General features: G+C 53.2%; 13 protein-coding genes and 4 pseudogenes. 5 read left to right on the forward strand and 12 right to left on the reverse strand.

Features of this window, described 5'->3' with window-relative positions; genetic code table 11:
* Positions 1–64: 64 nt before the first annotated feature.
* Positions 65–295: pseudogene (locus CS369_RS00805) on the forward strand (DoxX family protein); the annotation flags it as partial.
* Positions 296–512: 217 nt separating this feature from the next.
* Here CS369_RS00805 and CS369_RS00810 read toward each other — a convergent pair.
* The 7 genes and pseudogenes from CS369_RS00810 to dgt all read right to left on the reverse strand — a co-directional run bounded on the left by CS369_RS00810 (position 513) and on the right by dgt (position 9230).
* Positions 513–1505: a sulfate ABC transporter ATP-binding protein gene (locus tag CS369_RS00810; protein ID WP_196905630.1), complete on the reverse strand. Its 993-nt coding sequence runs from the start codon at positions 1503–1505 to the stop codon at positions 513–515.
* Positions 1495–2379: a sulfate ABC transporter permease subunit CysW gene (gene cysW / locus CS369_RS00815; RefSeq protein WP_196905631.1), complete on the reverse strand. Its 885-nt coding sequence runs from the start codon at positions 2377–2379 to the stop codon at positions 1495–1497. The genes CS369_RS00810 and cysW overlap by 11 nt, the downstream gene beginning before the upstream one ends.
* Before the next feature lie 10 nt (positions 2380–2389).
* Positions 2390–3198, reverse strand: a pseudogene (gene cysT, locus CS369_RS00820) (sulfate ABC transporter permease subunit CysT).
* Between the two features lie 108 nt (positions 3199–3306).
* Positions 3307–4289, reverse strand: a pseudogene (locus CS369_RS00825) (sulfate ABC transporter substrate-binding protein).
* A 429-nt stretch (positions 4290–4718) separates the two neighbouring features.
* Positions 4719–5823, reverse strand: a pseudogene (locus CS369_RS00830) (CdaR family transcriptional regulator).
* A 259-nt stretch (positions 5824–6082) separates the two neighbouring features.
* Positions 6083–7516, reverse strand: a complete 1434-nt coding sequence (gene degP / locus CS369_RS00835) for a serine endoprotease DegP (protein ID WP_196905632.1) — start codon at positions 7514–7516, stop codon at positions 6083–6085.
* A gap of 202 nt (positions 7517–7718) precedes the next feature.
* Positions 7719–9230 carry a dGTPase gene (gene dgt, locus CS369_RS00840; protein WP_196905633.1) on the reverse strand — a complete coding sequence of 504 codons (1512 nt, stop codon included), beginning with the start codon at positions 9228–9230 and terminating at the stop codon, positions 7719–7721.
* Between the two features lie 129 nt (positions 9231–9359).
* Between dgt and mtnN the strand changes: the two genes are divergently transcribed.
* The 3 genes from mtnN (at position 9360) to CS369_RS00855 (ending at position 11319) form a co-directional block, all read left to right on the forward strand.
* The gene (mtnN, locus tag CS369_RS00845) at positions 9360–10061 is read left to right on the forward strand and encodes a 5'-methylthioadenosine/S-adenosylhomocysteine nucleosidase (RefSeq protein ID WP_196905634.1); all 702 of its coding nucleotides are present in this window, start codon (positions 9360–9362) and stop codon (positions 10059–10061) included.
* Positions 10061–10882, forward strand: coding sequence for a vitamin B12 ABC transporter substrate-binding protein BtuF (gene btuF / locus CS369_RS00850; protein ID WP_196905635.1), 822 nt, complete (start codon positions 10061–10063; stop codon positions 10880–10882). Before mtnN ends, btuF begins: the two co-directional genes overlap by 1 nt.
* Before the next feature lie 179 nt (positions 10883–11061).
* Positions 11062–11319, forward strand: a complete 258-nt coding sequence (locus tag CS369_RS00855; RefSeq protein WP_196905636.1) for a hypothetical protein — start codon at positions 11062–11064, stop codon at positions 11317–11319.
* Between the two features lie 84 nt (positions 11320–11403).
* Here CS369_RS00855 and erpA read toward each other — a convergent pair whose 3' ends face one another.
* Complete coding sequence (gene erpA / locus CS369_RS00860; RefSeq protein WP_196905637.1) at positions 11404–11751, reverse strand: iron-sulfur cluster insertion protein ErpA; 348 nt, start codon at positions 11749–11751, stop codon at positions 11404–11406.
* A gap of 92 nt (positions 11752–11843) precedes the next feature.
* Complete coding sequence (locus tag CS369_RS00865) at positions 11844–12605, reverse strand: chloride channel protein (RefSeq protein WP_244664680.1); 762 nt, start codon at positions 12603–12605, stop codon at positions 11844–11846.
* 146 nt (positions 12606–12751) lie between these two features.
* Here CS369_RS00865 and hemL point away from each other — a divergent pair, with 146 nt between their 5' ends.
* On the forward strand, positions 12752–14032 hold the full coding sequence (hemL, locus tag CS369_RS00870; RefSeq protein WP_196905639.1) for a glutamate-1-semialdehyde 2,1-aminomutase: 1281 nt from the start codon (positions 12752–12754) through the stop codon (positions 14030–14032).
* 48 nt (positions 14033–14080) lie between these two features.
* On the opposite strand, the gene CS369_RS24785 is transcribed toward hemL, so the two are convergent.
* Genes CS369_RS24785 through CS369_RS22730 form a run of 3 tightly spaced genes read right to left on the reverse strand, consistent with a single transcriptional unit; the run spans position 14081 to position 16334 of the window.
* Positions 14081–14239: a TonB-dependent receptor gene (locus CS369_RS24785; protein ID WP_307833625.1), complete on the reverse strand. Its 159-nt coding sequence runs from the start codon at positions 14237–14239 to the stop codon at positions 14081–14083.
* Entirely contained in the window at positions 14232–14825 is a 594-nt protein-coding gene (locus tag CS369_RS24790) for a TonB-dependent receptor domain-containing protein (RefSeq protein WP_307833626.1), read from the reverse strand. The genes CS369_RS24785 and CS369_RS24790 overlap by 8 nt, the downstream gene beginning before the upstream one ends.
* A 12-nt stretch (positions 14826–14837) precedes the next feature.
* On the reverse strand, positions 14838–16334 hold the full coding sequence (locus CS369_RS22730) for a TonB-dependent receptor plug domain-containing protein (protein ID WP_244664681.1): 1497 nt from the start codon (positions 16332–16334) through the stop codon (positions 14838–14840).
* Positions 16335–16438: the final 104 nt, after the last annotated feature.

The raw sequence follows: 16438 nt of genomic DNA on the forward strand, positions 1-16438 counted from the left end.
CGGCTGATGGCTGAAAACCCGGAAATCTCAAAAAGTGCGTGGAACTAAAACCTGTGTGCTTACAGTTGCGCTGATCCTGATTATTTTAGGTGTATTTACCCGCATTTCTGGCCTGATTGCCGCTTTTACGTTAGTGGTTGCCACACTGATGGTCGGTATTGGTAATTTCTTTACTCTGACCAAAGTCGGTGCCTGGGCGCTGGAAGTGGAAGCTCTCTATTTCTTCGGTGGCCTGATCATCACGCTGGTAGGCAGTGGACGTTACTCTGTGGTGTCTAACCCAGATTACCGTTAATTTTACTGTCAAATGATTTGAATAAAAAAACCACCTAAAATAGTCATTCCCGCGCAAGCGGGAATCTCTTGCAGAGGAAACGCGTTCATTATGGCAGAGATCCCCGACTTTCGCCGAGGATGATGAGGGGGAAACGGCTTTGTCATCGGTCTGAACGCACGCGATTGCGGGCGTTTTTTATGAACCATGTGGTATTTTTTGAAACCGTAGCCGTCGTTTAGATTTCCCAATCGTGGTTATACACTTTGGGTTTGAACTGGATAACATCACCACGCTTCAAACCGTTAAGGTTGATGTCGTCTTGTGCGACTTCGGCTTCAATCAGTTCGGGTTCACCTTCGACTTTCAACGACAGACGAGTCAATGCCCCCAATGGACGGATATCCCGCACCACCACTGGCTGAAATCCGTCTTGCACCTCGGAAGAGATCGCCACTTCATGGGGACGGAACAGGATCGGTTTGTCGCTGTGCGCCACTTTCAGGCGGTTGCTGTCGCCGAGGAAGTGATAAACAAACTCGCTGGCCGGATGGTTATACACCTCAGCAGGTGAGCCGATCTGCTCGATAACACCTTTATTCATCAGCACGATGCGGTCGGCAACTTCCATCGCTTCTTCCTGATCGTACGTCACAAATACCGATGTCAAATTGATGTTCTCGTGTAAACGTGACAGCCAGCGGCGCAGCTCTTTACGCACTTTGGCATCCAACGCACCAAAAGGCTCATCCAGCAGCAAAATACGCGGTTCAACAATCAGCGCGCGTGCCAGCGCAATACGCTGTCGCTGACCGCCAGAGAGCTGTTCTGGATAAAGATCTGCCAACCAGTCTAACTGCACCATGTTCAGCAACTCGTGCACTTTCGCTTCAATGTCACGCTTGGAAGGGCGGATACTGCGTGGTTTCATACGCAACCCAAACGCCACGTTGTCAAACACAGTCATATGGCGAAACAGCGCATAGTGCTGGAACACAAAGCCAACATTGCGATCGCGCACATCGTGCACCGACACATCTTCACCGTGAAAAACAATCTGCCCGCTGTCCGGCTTCTCCAGACCAGCAATAATGCGCAATAAGGTCGTTTTGCCACAGCCCGATGGCCCCAGTAGTGCCACCAGCTCGCCGCTGTTGATTGCCAGATTAATTTCATTCAAGGCCCGGAACTGGCCAAACTGTTTGTTTATATTACGAATATCAATGCTCATTTTGAGCCAGCTCCTGTTGGTGTTTCTCAACCTGTTTTGCTAAACGCCCTTCGCTCCATTGGCGCAGCAGAAATACCACTAACGACATCAGCAGCAGTAAAATCGCCACGCTAAAGGCCGCTACAATGTTGTATTCGTTGTAAAGAATCTCAATGTGCAACGGTAAGGTGTTGGTCAAACCACGAATATGACCAGAAACCACGGACACCGCACCAAACTCACCCATGGCACGCGCCATACAGAGCTCTACGCCGTAAATCAACGCCCATTTCACATTGGGCAGCGTGATATACCAGAACATCTGCCAGCAGTTGGCACCCAGCAAACGGGCAGCAGCCTCCTCCTGAGTGCCTTGCTGCTCCATCAAAGGAATCAGCTCGCGCGCCACATAGGGTAAGGTGACAAAAATGGTTGCCAGTACGATCCCCGGCACGGCATAAACAATTTCAAGATGGTGCGCGGTCAGGAAAGGGTAAAAATAGCTTTTTGCACCAAACAGCAGCACGTACACCAACCCCACTACCACCGGCAATACCGAGAAGGGCAAGTCAATCAGTGCTAACAGCAAGCTTTTGCCGCGAAACTCAAATTTGGTCACGCTCCAGGAGGTCGCCAATCCTAACACCATATTAAGCGGTACAGAGATAGCTGTCGCCAGTAGCCTCAGTTTCAGCGCTGAAATCGCATCCGGTTCCGAAATCGCCTGCCAAAACGCACCTACGCCTTTCGCCAATCCCTGCGTCAGTACCATCAATAGCGGCAATACCAGAACCAGAAAAAACACCAGCCAGGCCAGCGTCACCAGTACGTAATAAGTCGTTGCGCGTTTTTTTCCCTTGGGAGCACGCGCTGCGGTAGCAATTATCTGTTCCATTGTCACTGCCTTACCGTTTGGGCTGAATACGACGCTGCAACAGGTTAATCAGCAGCAGGATAATGAAAGAGACCAACAGCATAAATACGCCGATACCGGTAGCACCTTTGTAGTCATACTGATCGAGCTTGGAGACAATCAGCAGCGGCAGTATTTCGGTTTTAAACGGAATATTGCCTGCAATAAACACCACCAAGCCGTATTCCCCTACCCCACGCGCAAACGCCAGTGCAAAGCCCGTCAACCAGGCAGCAGAGCGGGCAGCAGTACATGCCAAAATACCTGAACCGGTTTTGCGCCCAGACAGTCGGCCGCTTCTTCCACTTCCCGAGGAATATCAGCCAGCACCGGTTGCAGCGTTCTCACCACAAAGGGCAGGGTGACAAAGATCAACGCCAGCGTGATACCCAAGCTGGTGTAGGCAATCTTGAAAGGAAACAGTCCACTAATCAGCCCATTTGGCGCATACAGCGCCGTAAGTGCAATCCCCGCCACCGCAGTGGGCAGCGCAAAAGGCATGTCGATCATGGCATCGATCACTTTGCGCCCCGGAAACTTATAGCGCACCAACACCCAGGCCAGTAAGGTTCCCAAAATACCATTGACAAAAGCCGCCGCCAACGCCGTGCCAAAAGAGAGTTGCAGTGAAAACAGCACCTGACGGCTGGTGATCAACGTCCAGAATTGCGTGAGTGTAAGCTGACTGGCGTAGACAAACATGCCCGCCAACGGGATCAACACAATCAAACTCAAGTAGCTGAGGCTAAACCCCAAGGTAAGGCCAAAACCAGGAATGACGGGAGAAATGCGTCGTGACATACCAAGCCTTTCTTAATGCAATAGTTCAGTGAACCAGCCCATCCACATGGCAAAGCCGCTATCAACGTAGCGGCCAGCCAGTAGGCGTTTTAAAAATTATTTATTGATTTAATTGAAAATATTGTCAAAAGCGCCACCATCGTTAAAGTATTGGTCCTGCACTTTGGTCCAGCCGCCAAACTCTTCATCGATGGTCACCAGTTTCACTGGTGCGAATTGACCTTTGAATTCTTCAGCAATCTTGGCATTGCGTGGGCGGTAGAAGTTCTTACCGATAATGCGCTGCGCATCGTCGCTGTAGAGGTATTTCAGGTAGGCTTCAGCCTGTTTTTGTGTGCCTTTGCGCTCAACCACTTTGTCCACAACGGCAACCGGCGGCTCTGCCAGAATAGACAGCGACGGCGTGACGATTTCCAACTGATCGCCGCCCTGCTCTTTCAGTGACAGATAGGCTTTGTTTTCCCACGCTAGCAATACATCGCCCAATTGGCGTTGTACGAAACTGATAGTGGCACCGCGCGCACCAGTGTCTAATACCGGCGCATGGCGATAAAGTTCAGTCACAAATTTCAGTGCGCTTTCATCACTTCCCTCCGGCAGGTGCTTGGCATAAGCCCAGGCCGCCAGGAAATTCCAACGCGCACCGCCGGAGGTTTTCAGGTTCGGCGTGATCACCTCTACGCCCGGTTTCACCAGATCGCCCCAGTCCTTGATGTTTTTCGGGTTGCCCTTGCGCATCAGGAACACAATGGTAGAGGTGTAAGGCGTATTGTTATCCGGCACCACTTGGGATCGATCAGCGGCTGATTCAGATTCAGGGCATCAATATCGCCCGCCAACGCCAGCGTCACCACGTCCGCCTGCAAACCATCGATGACCGAGCGCGCCTGTTTGCTGGAACCGCCGTGGGAGTTTTTAATAGAAAGTGTTTCACCAGTGGTTTCTTTCCAGTGTTTAATGAAGGCAGCGTTATATTCCTGATACAGTTCACGTGTTGGGTCATAAGACACGTTCAACAATTCCGTTGCCGCAGATACAGCGCCCGCAAATAATACCGTTGCTGCTGCAAGAGATACTCCCAGACGACGTATTGACATCATTATCACTCCCTCAACATTTTTCGTAATTTGTGTAGTGTGTTTGGCGTGGTGCGGGCAATGGGCTCACAACATGGAGTGACAATAGAGGATAGGGGGTGGGGGCAAAAATATTGTTTCGCGATAATTTATGCTCTCGCGTTATATTCTTTGAGCCTATTCAGTTTTTTAAATCTAAGCAGATTACCGGCTCGCAGACAGCAAAAAAAGGCCTAAGTCCCCTTCAGACTGATGACAGAGTCACTTACCCCTTGTCATCCTCGGCGAAAGCCAGAGATCTCTGTGAGAATAAACACGTTTCTTCTGCAAGAGATTCCCGCCTTCGCGGGAATGACAACGGTGAGCAGGAATGACGGTGGAAATAGTGCTGTTCATCAGTAATCACAAGGGGCCATCGGCCGCTTGGATCAATTAGATAGCAAATTATTCTTCTTCATCGAGTTGCAGTGCCACATAGAGCAGCAAACGATCGTCAAAGTTGCCCAAATCCAGCCCGGTCAGTTCGGAAATACGGTTCAGGCGATATTCAAGCGTATTGTGGTGGATAAACAGCGCCTTAGCCGTAGCGCCCGGCTGAACATTATTGCGAAACCAGGCGTTAAGCGTACGTCGCAGCAAACCATTGCCGTCCATCGCTTTCAGCTTTGCCAATGGACGAACCAGTTCATTGGCCTGCCAGCCACCGCGCAGACTATCGAGCAACACTGGCAGCATTAAATCCTGATAGTAGTAGCAACGCTGACTGGGCATACGCTGTTTCCCTACGCCCATGGTGGTACGCGCAGTACGGTAAGAACGCGCAATGCTGCCCGGTCCGGTAAAGTAATTACCCAACGCCATCCGTACCCGCAGGCGACCGCTCTCCGTCATGCGGGAGAACAGGTTATCTACGCGGACGTCGATGTTCTTCGGCATCCCAACGACCATGGCTGTTCAGCGCGGGTTTCAGCACCACCATTTCGGTCAGAGACACGATAGCGATCAGGTTGTTGCGCTCGGGCGTGGTCAACAGCGTTTGCAACTGCTGCAATTCTGCCATCGCACTGTCCACGCACAATTGGCCGCTATCCACCTCGACAACGGCCACCACACGCGGCGTATTAAGATCGATCCCCAGACGTTGTGCCCACTCCATCAGCGCGTGTGACAGTTCGTCCGTGCGAATCAGGTTTAGCACCAGTTCTTCACGCAGACGGCTATCCTGCGCCAACATGTGCAGCAGCCTAGCCTGCTCCAGCATCATCTCTGCGGTCATGCACACCAGTTCACCAAACTGACGCAAATGGGCGGGATTACCGGTCAGGCCGATTACGCCGACGATTTCACCGTCAATACGTAGCGGCAAGTTGATACTAGGCCGCACCCCGTGCAGATGACGGGCAACCGCATCATCGATATCGACTACACGCCCCTATGACAAAGCCAATAGCGCCCCTTCGTGCAGTTCGCGCACGCGTTCTCGATCGCCGCTGCCGATGATTCGCCCTCGGGCATCCATCACTTTGATATTGCTATCAATAATTTGCATGGTGCGCGCAACGATATCCTACGCAAGCTTTGCATTGAGGTGATATGACGCCATTCCCGCCCCTGGTAAGAGAAAGTGACAATTGCACTATCATAACATTGCCCTGAAAGCTGGACATTGTGCGATTTCACAAACATTGACCCAATTCCTTAGAATTGCGGGAAGTATCACAAAATAATAACGAGGAGGCGGATGGCTAAGGGGAAAATAAAAAAGGAGCGTACTTGATACGCTCCTTTCAGTCTGAAATTGCTACCGTTTATTGTACCAACAGATAAATCGTAGTATTGCCACGCAGCACGTTCAGTGCTAACACCGGAGGCTTGCTGTCCAGAATTTTACGCAGTTCACCCAGATTCTGCACCGGCTGCTGGTTCACACCGAGGATAACGTCATCTTTCTTCAAGCCGATTTTCGCGGCCGCCGATCCTGCTTTCACTTCGTCCACCTTCACGCCTTTCTGGCTGTCGATTTCGGTATTGCTGAGCGATGCGCCGCTGATGCCGGTGTAAAGATTACCCGAGGCGACCTGTGTCTGGCTGGCCTGCTGCAAGGTCACTTCTACCGTTAACGGTTTGCCTTCACGCAGCAGCCCCAGCTTGACCTTGCTACCGACGGGTAAGGAAGCCACCTGGGCGCGCAATGCTGCAAAGCTGCTGATCGGTTTATCGTTCAGCGTCAAAATGACGTCACCGGCTTTGATGCCTGCTTCGTCAGCAGCGGATTTCGGCCTGACCTGGCTGACAAATGCCCCGCGCTGCGCATCCACTTTCATCGCTTGCGCCAGATCGGAATTGAGCTCGGTGCCAGTAATACCCAGTTCGCCGCGTTTCACGTCGCCAAACTCAACCAATTGCGCGGTCAGGTTTTTCACCATGTTGCTAGGAATGGCAAAACCAATACCGATGTTTCCACCATCCGGTGCCAGAATCGCGGTGTTCAGACCGATAAGCTCACCATTAAGGTTAACCAGCGCCCCGCCCGAGTTGCCTCGGTTGATCGCGGCATCGGTCTGGATAAAGTTTTCATAATTCTCGATATTCAGCCCGCTGCGTCCTAACGCTGAAACAATACCGGACGTCGCCGTTTGGCCTAGGCCGTAGGGGCTGCCGATCGCCACAGTATAATCACCCACCCGCAACTGATCGGAATCAGCGATCTTGATGGCGGTCAGATTTTTAAAATCAATCAGTTGAATCAACGCAACGTCGGTACGTGGGTCTTTGCCAATCACTTTGGCATCATACTTACGCCCATCGTAAAGCCGCACCTGAATCTTGTCCGCATTGTCGACCACGTGGTTATTGGTTACCACATAGCCTTTCTCCGCGTTGATCACCACACCAGAGCCTAATGCCTGGAAGTTCTCACGTTTTGCGGGCGCGCCCTCTTCCCCTTCGTCTTCAGCCCCCTGACAAATTGGGGAATTTTGGAAGGGAGACCCCTCCTGACAGAACGGCGAATTCTCACCGAAGAAAGGCTGCATCTGCTGCGGAATATTGCTGCGCTTGACGTCGGTATGCCCTTCAATGGAGATGCTGACGACGGAAGGCATCACTTTCTCGAGCATCGGAGCCAGACTTGGCATCTGGCTGGATGTCGATACTACCGCCTCAGTCGCCGCAAAGACGTGCCCCATGCTCATTGCCAGGCTCAGCGCCAATGCACTCAGAACCAATGATTTTCTTTTCATGATCTCTTATCTCGTCGTATCAACAGGTGAATCCCACGTCGCCGAACCTGTTTACCATCCCACCCTCTCGATGTCGCGCTGGCGGGTTTGTAAACAGGCTCAATTGGCGTTCGCGCTATATCAGATAAACAAGAAAGCACAAAGTTCATCGCCGCGCGCTGGCCCAAACGTAAGCAAGTATGGAGCCGCTTTACATAAATTGTTATTCCGCCGCCATCAGCCGCCGGTATTCGTCGTAAGCGTAAAGATCTGTCATTCCACTGATATAATCTTGAATCAATCGCGCCCGATAATAGTATTCCCAAATCTCCTGTTCCTCACGAGACAGTGCAGAGAGTTGGAGCGTGGCTTCACGATAGGCCAGGCAATGTTTGCTGGAAAGCTTGTGGTAGAGCCGGGTTTCGATGGGGTAGTGCGGATACGTATCATCATTCACCATCTGGCTGAACGCATCATAAGACATTTCCAGCAGCGGGTGATAAATGTCCAATAGCCCCCCGATCACGCGATAGCCTTGCAGTTCCAGCTTTTCGACTTCTGCGTTATTAAACACATATTTGCGCGCAACCTCTTTGAACACCCGCAACAGTTTGGCCTGCGCGCCCTTGTCTTCCAGCAGCGCCTCATCAAAAGCGCCAGCGTAAATCGCAGGCAAATTTTTGATAAAACGATGCGCCGCGTAAGGCACCAGCTTCGCCACCGTATTGACGCGCAACTGCATAAAAAATTGATCGTCGGTGCTGCGCCAGCGGTGCCGTTTTCGGCTTTCATATGCCTGCTCTACGGTTTTGGCAAATAGATCCGAAGGATCGACCGTACCCCAGGTTTGGCGCAGGTACAGATAAAGCTGTTCGGTGGTAAGGATCTCTTTTTCTACCGCATCCTCCAGATCGGCAACGCAGTAGGAGATGTCGTCCGCGGCTTCCATGATGTAGGTGAGCGGAAAGCGATGGTATTCGTCCAGCGACAATTCCTGACGCAAGTCGGCAACAAAATCCTGTTCAGAAAGGTAATACCCCGGTTTTTTCATCAGATAGCGATAGTTGTCGGGCACCTCGCCGACCCAATACGCTGGCCGGGTATATTTGAGAATACAGCCCACCTGGCTGTAGGTGAGATTCAGTTTAAGCAGCGTATGCACCAAACGAATCGCTTGTGCATTGCCTTCGAAATGGCTGAGATCCTGTCGCACCTGACGCCGCAATGCGTCATGCGCATCGCCTTTCAGCCACAGGGCTTCAACCTGACAAGCATCATCACGCGACAATGCCTCATCCTGAATATAAGCGGCATCCAACCGTTTTCTAAACCAGTTGTTGATAGCGGATTCACCAAAATGGCCAAAGGGCGGGTTGCCGATGTCGTGCATCAGGCAGGCCATTTCTACCATGCTTTCAAAGGGCGTCTGCCACAGAGACAGGCCAAGGGCGTCCAGTCGGTTTTCGCCTTTTATCCGCACCAGAATATCTTTGGCGATATAGCGACCGACCTGCTGCACTTCCATAGAGTGTGTCAGCCGCGAACGCACCGCGGCGTTACGCTCCAGCGGAAATACCTGCGTCTTCTGTTGTAAACGGCGGATCGCGGCAGAGTTGATGATACGCCCTCTGTCACTTTCAAACAGGCGGACGATGTCATATTCACTCTCCGCCGTGATCGGTTTGCTCAGAGGCCGCTGAACGCTGAATTTCTTTGAAAAATCGATATCGGACATCCCCTTCCCCCTTTACCGCCGCCAAAATCACGCCTGGGTTCCATTTCACCCCCTTAGCCATGATAGACTACACAACACAGACTGCGGCTAACTATTCGAAATACTATTCGAAATTTTGTGGGGAATCTTATGAAAGTCGGCATCATCGGAGCCGTGGAACAAGAAGTGACGATCCTGCGAGATCGCATCGAAAACCGCAGTACCTTCACACACGCCGGATGCGAAATCTACAGCGGGTGGCTGAACGGTGTTGAAGTAGCGCTGTTAAAATCCGGTATTGGCAAGGTTTCCGCGGCGATGGGCACCACGCTGCTGTTGGAACATGCCCGTCCTGACATCGTCATCAACACCGGCTCTGCGGGTGGTCTGGCATCGACCCTGAACGTCGGCGATATCGTAGTATCCAGTGAAGCGCGCTATCACGATGCCGATGTCACCGCCTTCGGTTATGAAGCGGGCCAGATGGCAGGTTGCACAGCGGCGTTTTCTGCCGATGCCTCCCTTATTGCGCTGGCCGAGCGCGTCATTGTTTCTCTGCAATTGAATGCCGTTCAGGGGCTGATTGTCAGTGGTGATGCGTTTATCAACGGTGCTGAACCGCTGGCCCGCATCCGTCGCACCTTCCCACAGGCCGTCGCGGTCGAAATGGAAGCCACGGCAATCGCTCACGTTTGCCATCAGTTCGGTGTGCCTTTTGTCGTAGTACGCGCTATTTCCGATGTTGCAGACAAAGCCTCTCACCTGAGTTTTGACGAGTTTCTGGCCGTGGCGGCCCAGCAATCCTCACGCATGGTGAGCGCCATGTTGCAAGAGCTCGCTGGAAAAGCCTGATGCGCGTTCGCAGGCTCTCTCTTCTGGTAATACTGTGTCTGTTCATGGCCGGACGGGCCAGCGCAGACGCAGTCGCCCAGCGCATTATCAGTCTGGCTCCCCACGCTACGGAGCTGGCCTTCGCCGCTGGCATGGGCGATCAGGTGATTGGTGTGAGTGCCTGGTCAAACTACCCGCCCGAAGCACAACAGCGGGAACAGGTTGCCTCCTGGCAAGGTATCAATCTGGAACGGGTGCTGGCCTTAAAGCCGGATTTGGTTCTGGCCTGGCGTGAAGGGAACCCGCAGCGACCGCTTGAGCAACTCTCTGCCTTTGGCATCCCGGTGTTGTATCTGGATCCTACCTCGCTGGAGGCAATACCGACCATTCTGGAACAGCTTGGGCAATATAGCGCGCACCCTGAGGTGGCGCGACAAAACGCGCAGACCTTACGCCAGCAGTTGGCTGATTTGAAAGCACGCTACGCCCATGCGTCAAAACATCAGGTATTCCTGCAATTTGGTACACACCCGCTGTTCACGTCAGGCAAACAGTCGTTGCAAAACCAGGTGCTCGCCCTGTGTGGCGGCGTCAATGTTTTCGATGACAGCAAGGTGCCCTGGCCGCAGGTCAGTCGTGAACAGGTATTACGGCGCAACCCACAGGTGATCATAACAACGGGCACCGCTGCTGATGCAGCCACCACGCGTGATTTTTGGTCGCCGCAATTGTCCGTGCCAATTATTACGGTAGACGAAGATTGGTTTAATCGCAGCAGTCCGCGCATGCTACTGGCAGCCCAGTACATTTGTCAGCAACTCGCCGCTCTCCCCGCCCAGTAAATCATAGGGTCATGCCTGCGCTCGTGCAGGCATGACCGCACGCTTTTCATCCAGTTAAAAACCGGTTATCATGCCACAAACGGTTAAAACGCAACCGTATACAAACCAAAACATAACGATTTGATAACGCACATTGTGCACTGAACCGGCAACGGTTCTTTTTAACAACAGGTAGAAAAGTGATAAAAATAAGTCTGCTTAACGCGGGCCTGTTGATGCTGGCCTGCAATACTGCGTATGCGGCAAGCACCAGCGGGCAAATCAATGTAGGGTTGAACGTGGTTGCTGTCTGTGAGATCAAGGAAACCGCAGCCACCGCCCGCGTTGAATGCCCGAATGCAAAAGCGCTCATGCCAAAGATTACGCAAACATCGCTAAGCGCAGGAGCTCGCACGGTAACCCATCAGGAACAGCGGCTGATCACGATTGAGTGGTGATGGCGCAGGTTGGTTTATTCGGCCCGTTAAAACAAAAAACCGCGTTGAAGAACGCGGTTTTTTTCGATATCAGCGGTAGGATAATCAGATACTAAAAGAAGAGCCGCAGCCGCAGGTGCTTTTCGCATTCGGGTTAGTGACAACGAAGCGCGAACCTTCCAGACCTTCAGTGTAATCCACCGAACCGCCGACCAGATATTGCAGACTCATCGGGTCTACCACCATCGCCACGCCCTGTTTCTCAATGGTCATGTCACCGTCGTTAATTTTATCGTCGAAAGTGAAACCGTATTGGAAGCCGCTACAGCCGCCCCCGGTGATGTAGACGCGAAGTTTCAGCTCCGGGTTCTCTTCATCAGCAATCAGGACTTTCACCTTTTTTGCCGCCGCATCAGTGAATTGCAGCGGCACAGCCATTACTTCATCGCTCATTGTCGTACTCCCAGCTTGTCTTTTATTGGGCGGCGCATGCCGTTTGCCTTATCCCAATCATACGCTCATTATCCAACAGCGGGAAACAAGGTTCAAGGTTTGGCCTTGTGTTCATTTTCCGCACGCTGCTCTAACGCATTTTGCCGTTGCAGCGTTCGGGCCAGAATCGCAGAGTATAACGGTTGTCCGCCTAAAAACTGCGCCATTAACGTCGCCCCCAGGCAGGTGATGATCATGGGCAGAATCAACTGATAGTTATCCGTCATTTCCAGCACCAGCACAATCCCGGTCAGCGGGGCGTTGAACGCTGCTGACAACCCGGCTGCCGCCCCGGTTGCCAACAGAGAATGACGCACGTCTGCGCGTTTGGCAGACAACAAATCCGCGATCATCCCGCCCACGTTGCCGCCGAGTTGCACCGTTGGTCCTTCTCTGCCCAACACCATGCCAGCGCCAAGTGTTCCCAAGCCACCGAAGAACTTCACTGGCAATACGCGCCACCAGCGTACCGGGCGAAGATCCTCCAATGCACCTTCAATCTCCGGAATCCCCGAGCCCCCCGCTTCCGGCGCAAAACGACGCACCAGATAATATCCCCCGGCAGCCATCAGCCCAGAGAGGAGAAACGCCAGCGGCCAGCGCCACTCAGCGGGCGCCCACTGCGTCACCGTTTCCAAACGCAGTGCTTGCAGCGCACTCACCCCTTTCTCAAAAGCCACCCCAACCAGACTGACTAACGTACCCACCAGGGCAGCCAGCACCAGAATCATCACCGGCGTTTTATCACGGCGCAGGAACTGCCGAATCGCAGCACGGCGCACATCAATCAGGGAAATCTCTCGGGAAGTCGTCACAGGATAAACCAAAGCAGCTAATACCAAAGAGGCACAGTATACGCCCATCGCCTCTCTCTCACTCTGACATCAATGACGCAAATTTGATAACGCGACAGCGTTGTTTACAATAGGCAAAACTCCGCTCTCTTTTCAGGACCCTTTCCATGAATAAATCAGAAAGTCTCTACGCTGCGGCACAGCAGCTTATTCCCGGCGGCGTCAACTCGCCGGTGCGCGCGTTCAACGGCGTCGGCGGCGTGCCGTTGTTTATTGAGCGGGCGGAAGGATCACATCTCTACGACGCGGACGGTAACGCCTATATCGATTATGTCGGTTCCTGGGGCCCCATGGTGCTGGGACATAACCATCCCGCTATTCGTCAGGCGGTTATCGCCGCCGCAGAGCGCGGATTGAGCTTTGGTGCGCCAACCGAAATGGAAGTGCACATGGCGCGGTTGGTGACCTCGCTGGTGCCGTCTATGGATATGGTACGCATGGTGAATTCCGGTACCGAAGCCACCATGAGTGCCATTCGTCTGGCGCGCGGCTTCACGGGCCGTGACAAAATCATCAAGTTTGAGGGCTGCTATCACGGCCATGCGGACTGCCTGCTGGTCAAGGCGGGATCGGGTGCATTGACGCTGGGCCAGCCTAATTCCCCCGGCGTACCCGCTGATTTCGCCCGCCATACCCTGACCTGCATCTATAACGATTTAGCGTCAGTCCGTCAGGCTTTTGAGCAATCCCCTGATGACATTGCAGCGATTATCGTTGAGCCAGTGGCTGGCAACATGAACTGTATTCCGCCACTGCCTGAGTTTCTGCCGGGATTACGCGCATTATGCGATGAATTCGGCGCGCTGCTGATCATCGATGAAGTGATGACGGGCTTTCGCGTGGCATTAGGCGGCGCACAGGCGCACTACGGCGTGGTACCCGACCTGACCTGTCTGGGTAAAATCATTGGTGGCGGCATGCCAGTAGGCGCTTTTGGTGGACGGCGTGATGTGATGCAAGCGTTGGCCCCAACCGGCCCGGTGTATCAGGCGGGAACGCTGTCCGGTAACCCTATTGCCATGGCAGCGGGTTTTGCCTGCCTAAGCGAAGTGGTTAAACCCGGAGTGCACGACACGCTCACCGCATTGACCACGCAGTTGGCACAGGGGCTGGAAGCCGCAGCCAAAGCGCAGCACATTCCTCTGGTGGTGAATCACGTGGGCGGCATGTTCGGTCTGTTTTTCACCGACGCACCGAGCGTAACCTGCTATCAGGATGTGACGCAGTGCGACGTGGAGCGCTTTAAGCGTTTCTTCCACCTGATGCTGGCCGAAGGCGTTTATCTGGCTCCGTCAGCGTTTGAAGCGGGCTTTATGTCGCTGGCGCACAGCCAGCAGGATATTGAGAACACCATCGCGGCAGCACGTCGCTGTTTTGCCCAGTTATAATCGCAGCCAAGAGAAACGCCCCGATCGCACGATCGGGGCGTTTGCGCATCAGAAGTTGTAATTCACACTCATGGACACGCTGCGCGGCGCGCCATAGGCATAGCTATCACTGAGGGCGCTGTAATAGCTCTTATCCAGCAGATTGTTGACGTTAGCCTGCACCGCCAGCTGCTTGTTGATCTGGTAGCGACCAAACAGGTTAACCAATGGGTAGCTTCCCTGATGCACACGCGCAGCACCATTCGGCCCCGAGGTATCCACAAAGGTGGCCGTTCTGCCAGTTTACTCCGCCGCCCAGTGTAAGCTCCGGCAACATCGGCAACTGGTAGCGCGTAAACCATTTCAACGTGGTTTGCGGTAGCTGGCTGTTCACCCGATTATCCGCCGCGTCTTTGGCAACGTAACGCGCGGCACCGAACGTCATCTGCCAATTATCCGTCAGGGCTCCGTTCAGTTCCAGTTCGACACCTTTACTGGTCACACCTTGTGCACCGTAGTAAGCCTGATCGCTCGGCCCCTGGACCTTGTTGCTACCATCAGTCTGCGCTAGATTATCCTGTTCAATGCGGAATAAGGCTATGGATGCCGTCAGGCGGCCATCAAGCCAGTCGAATTTCAGACCGGTTTCATAGTTTTTGCCTTCAATCGGTGCCAGGTAGTTGCCATTAACACTTCGGTTATCTTGCGGCTGGAAGATGGAGGTGTAGCTGACATAGGCAGAGAGGGTGTCGTTGATGTCGTAAATCAACCCGGCATAAGGTGACACCTTGTCTTTGCTGAAGCTTGAGGTCATACCGCCCGTGCTCTATTCGGTATAGCTCGCACCGGCCACCAGCGCCAATGGATCGGCCAGCGAGAAACGGGCTGCACTGTAGACCGACCTTTGATGCACGGTATCATCCGAACTTTTGGTCTGCGCCTGCCAGTTCGGTTCCGGCGCACTGCCGTTCCAGTTATAGTAATTTCCCATATCAGCAACCGTCACGGCATCGTTCGAGGCATAGTAGTAGTTGCGTTGGCGACTGAACCCCACCCCAGTAACCAGCTCATGCTGGCGCCCCAACAGTTCGAACGGAACGCACACGTAGGTTTCCAGTGCGTCCAGTTTGCGTGTGCCAGTAAACCAACCTGCACCACCCGCCAATCCTAATCCAGTGTCTTGATCTGGGAAGCTGCCACCATTGAAAGCATAAGGAGAAGCGTACATCAGTTTGTCATCAAACTTGGTTTCCGCATGAGTGGTGTTGATATGCCAGTCCCAGCCGTTATCAAACATATGGCTGAACTGGGCGAAGACCTTGTTGGTCTCGATATTGTAATAGGCCCAGTTCGGAGCGGGATTGAAACTGCGATCGAAGTGGGTGCGGTTGCCGTTACTGAACCAGGTCGGCAAGCCGCCCCAGGTTGAACCGGGGGTTTTACTTTCCTGATAATCGTAGCCGAATGACAGCGTGGAATTATTGGCCAGATCCGCATCGACAATTCCGGAAATAAATTTTTTGCGCTTATGGTAGCGATCGAACCAGCTATCCTGATCCTGATAACCGGCAATAATACGCCCGCGCACGCTGCCGGATTCGGTCAAGGGTGCGGAAAGATCGGTCACATAGCGTTGGTTATTCCACGAGCCATAGCTGGCAGAAACGTTGCCGGTTACTTCTTTGCTGGTGGCGTGTTTGCGCACCATATTCACCGTTGCGGAGGGATTACCGGTGCCGGTCAGCAGGCCGTTGGCACCGCGCACCACTTCAATGCGATCGTAGATCGCGGTATCTCCCAGCGCGTCACCAAAATTCCAGGCTTCGGATACCGAAGTGGGAATATCATCAATGACGAAATTGTTGATGTAGAAACCGCGCGCATAGTAGCCAGTACGCTCACTGTCGGTATAGTTGCCGGTGACACCAACCACGTTATCCAACACGTCGCCCACCGTTTGCAGGTTCTGATCCTGCATGCGCTGTTTATTCACTATGGTAATGGATTGCGGAATATCACGCGGACTTAACAACAAACGCGTCCCCGCCGTGGTTAGTTTGGTGCTGTAGTCGCCGGGCACATCCTGCCCTGCTGCGCCTCCGGTGGCGTTGACCACCAGCGTGTCGCCAATCTTTTTACCCGATGATGAGGCAGATTGTGCAGCGCTCTGATGGGTGTTGTCACCCACCGCAGTGCTGGTTTGTGCAGCACCCGCCAGAGCGGGCCACAGTGCCGCGCCCACGCACAGCGCCAAAACAGAAAAACCGCTTACCGATTCCATTGCCTGAACCGGCTTCACGCAGCCAAACATCTTTCTTTTCATAACGATCCCTTAAGCGTACATCATGCTGACACGACACCGTTTTACCTGGCTATCATCGGGTTAACGCCCGACGATGGTCGTATCCCTGAGGCACAAATCTAATT

The sequence above is a fragment of the Candidatus Symbiopectobacterium sp. 'North America' genome, from assembly GCF_015762685.1.
Lineage (GTDB): Bacteria > Pseudomonadota > Gammaproteobacteria > Enterobacterales > Enterobacteriaceae > Symbiopectobacterium.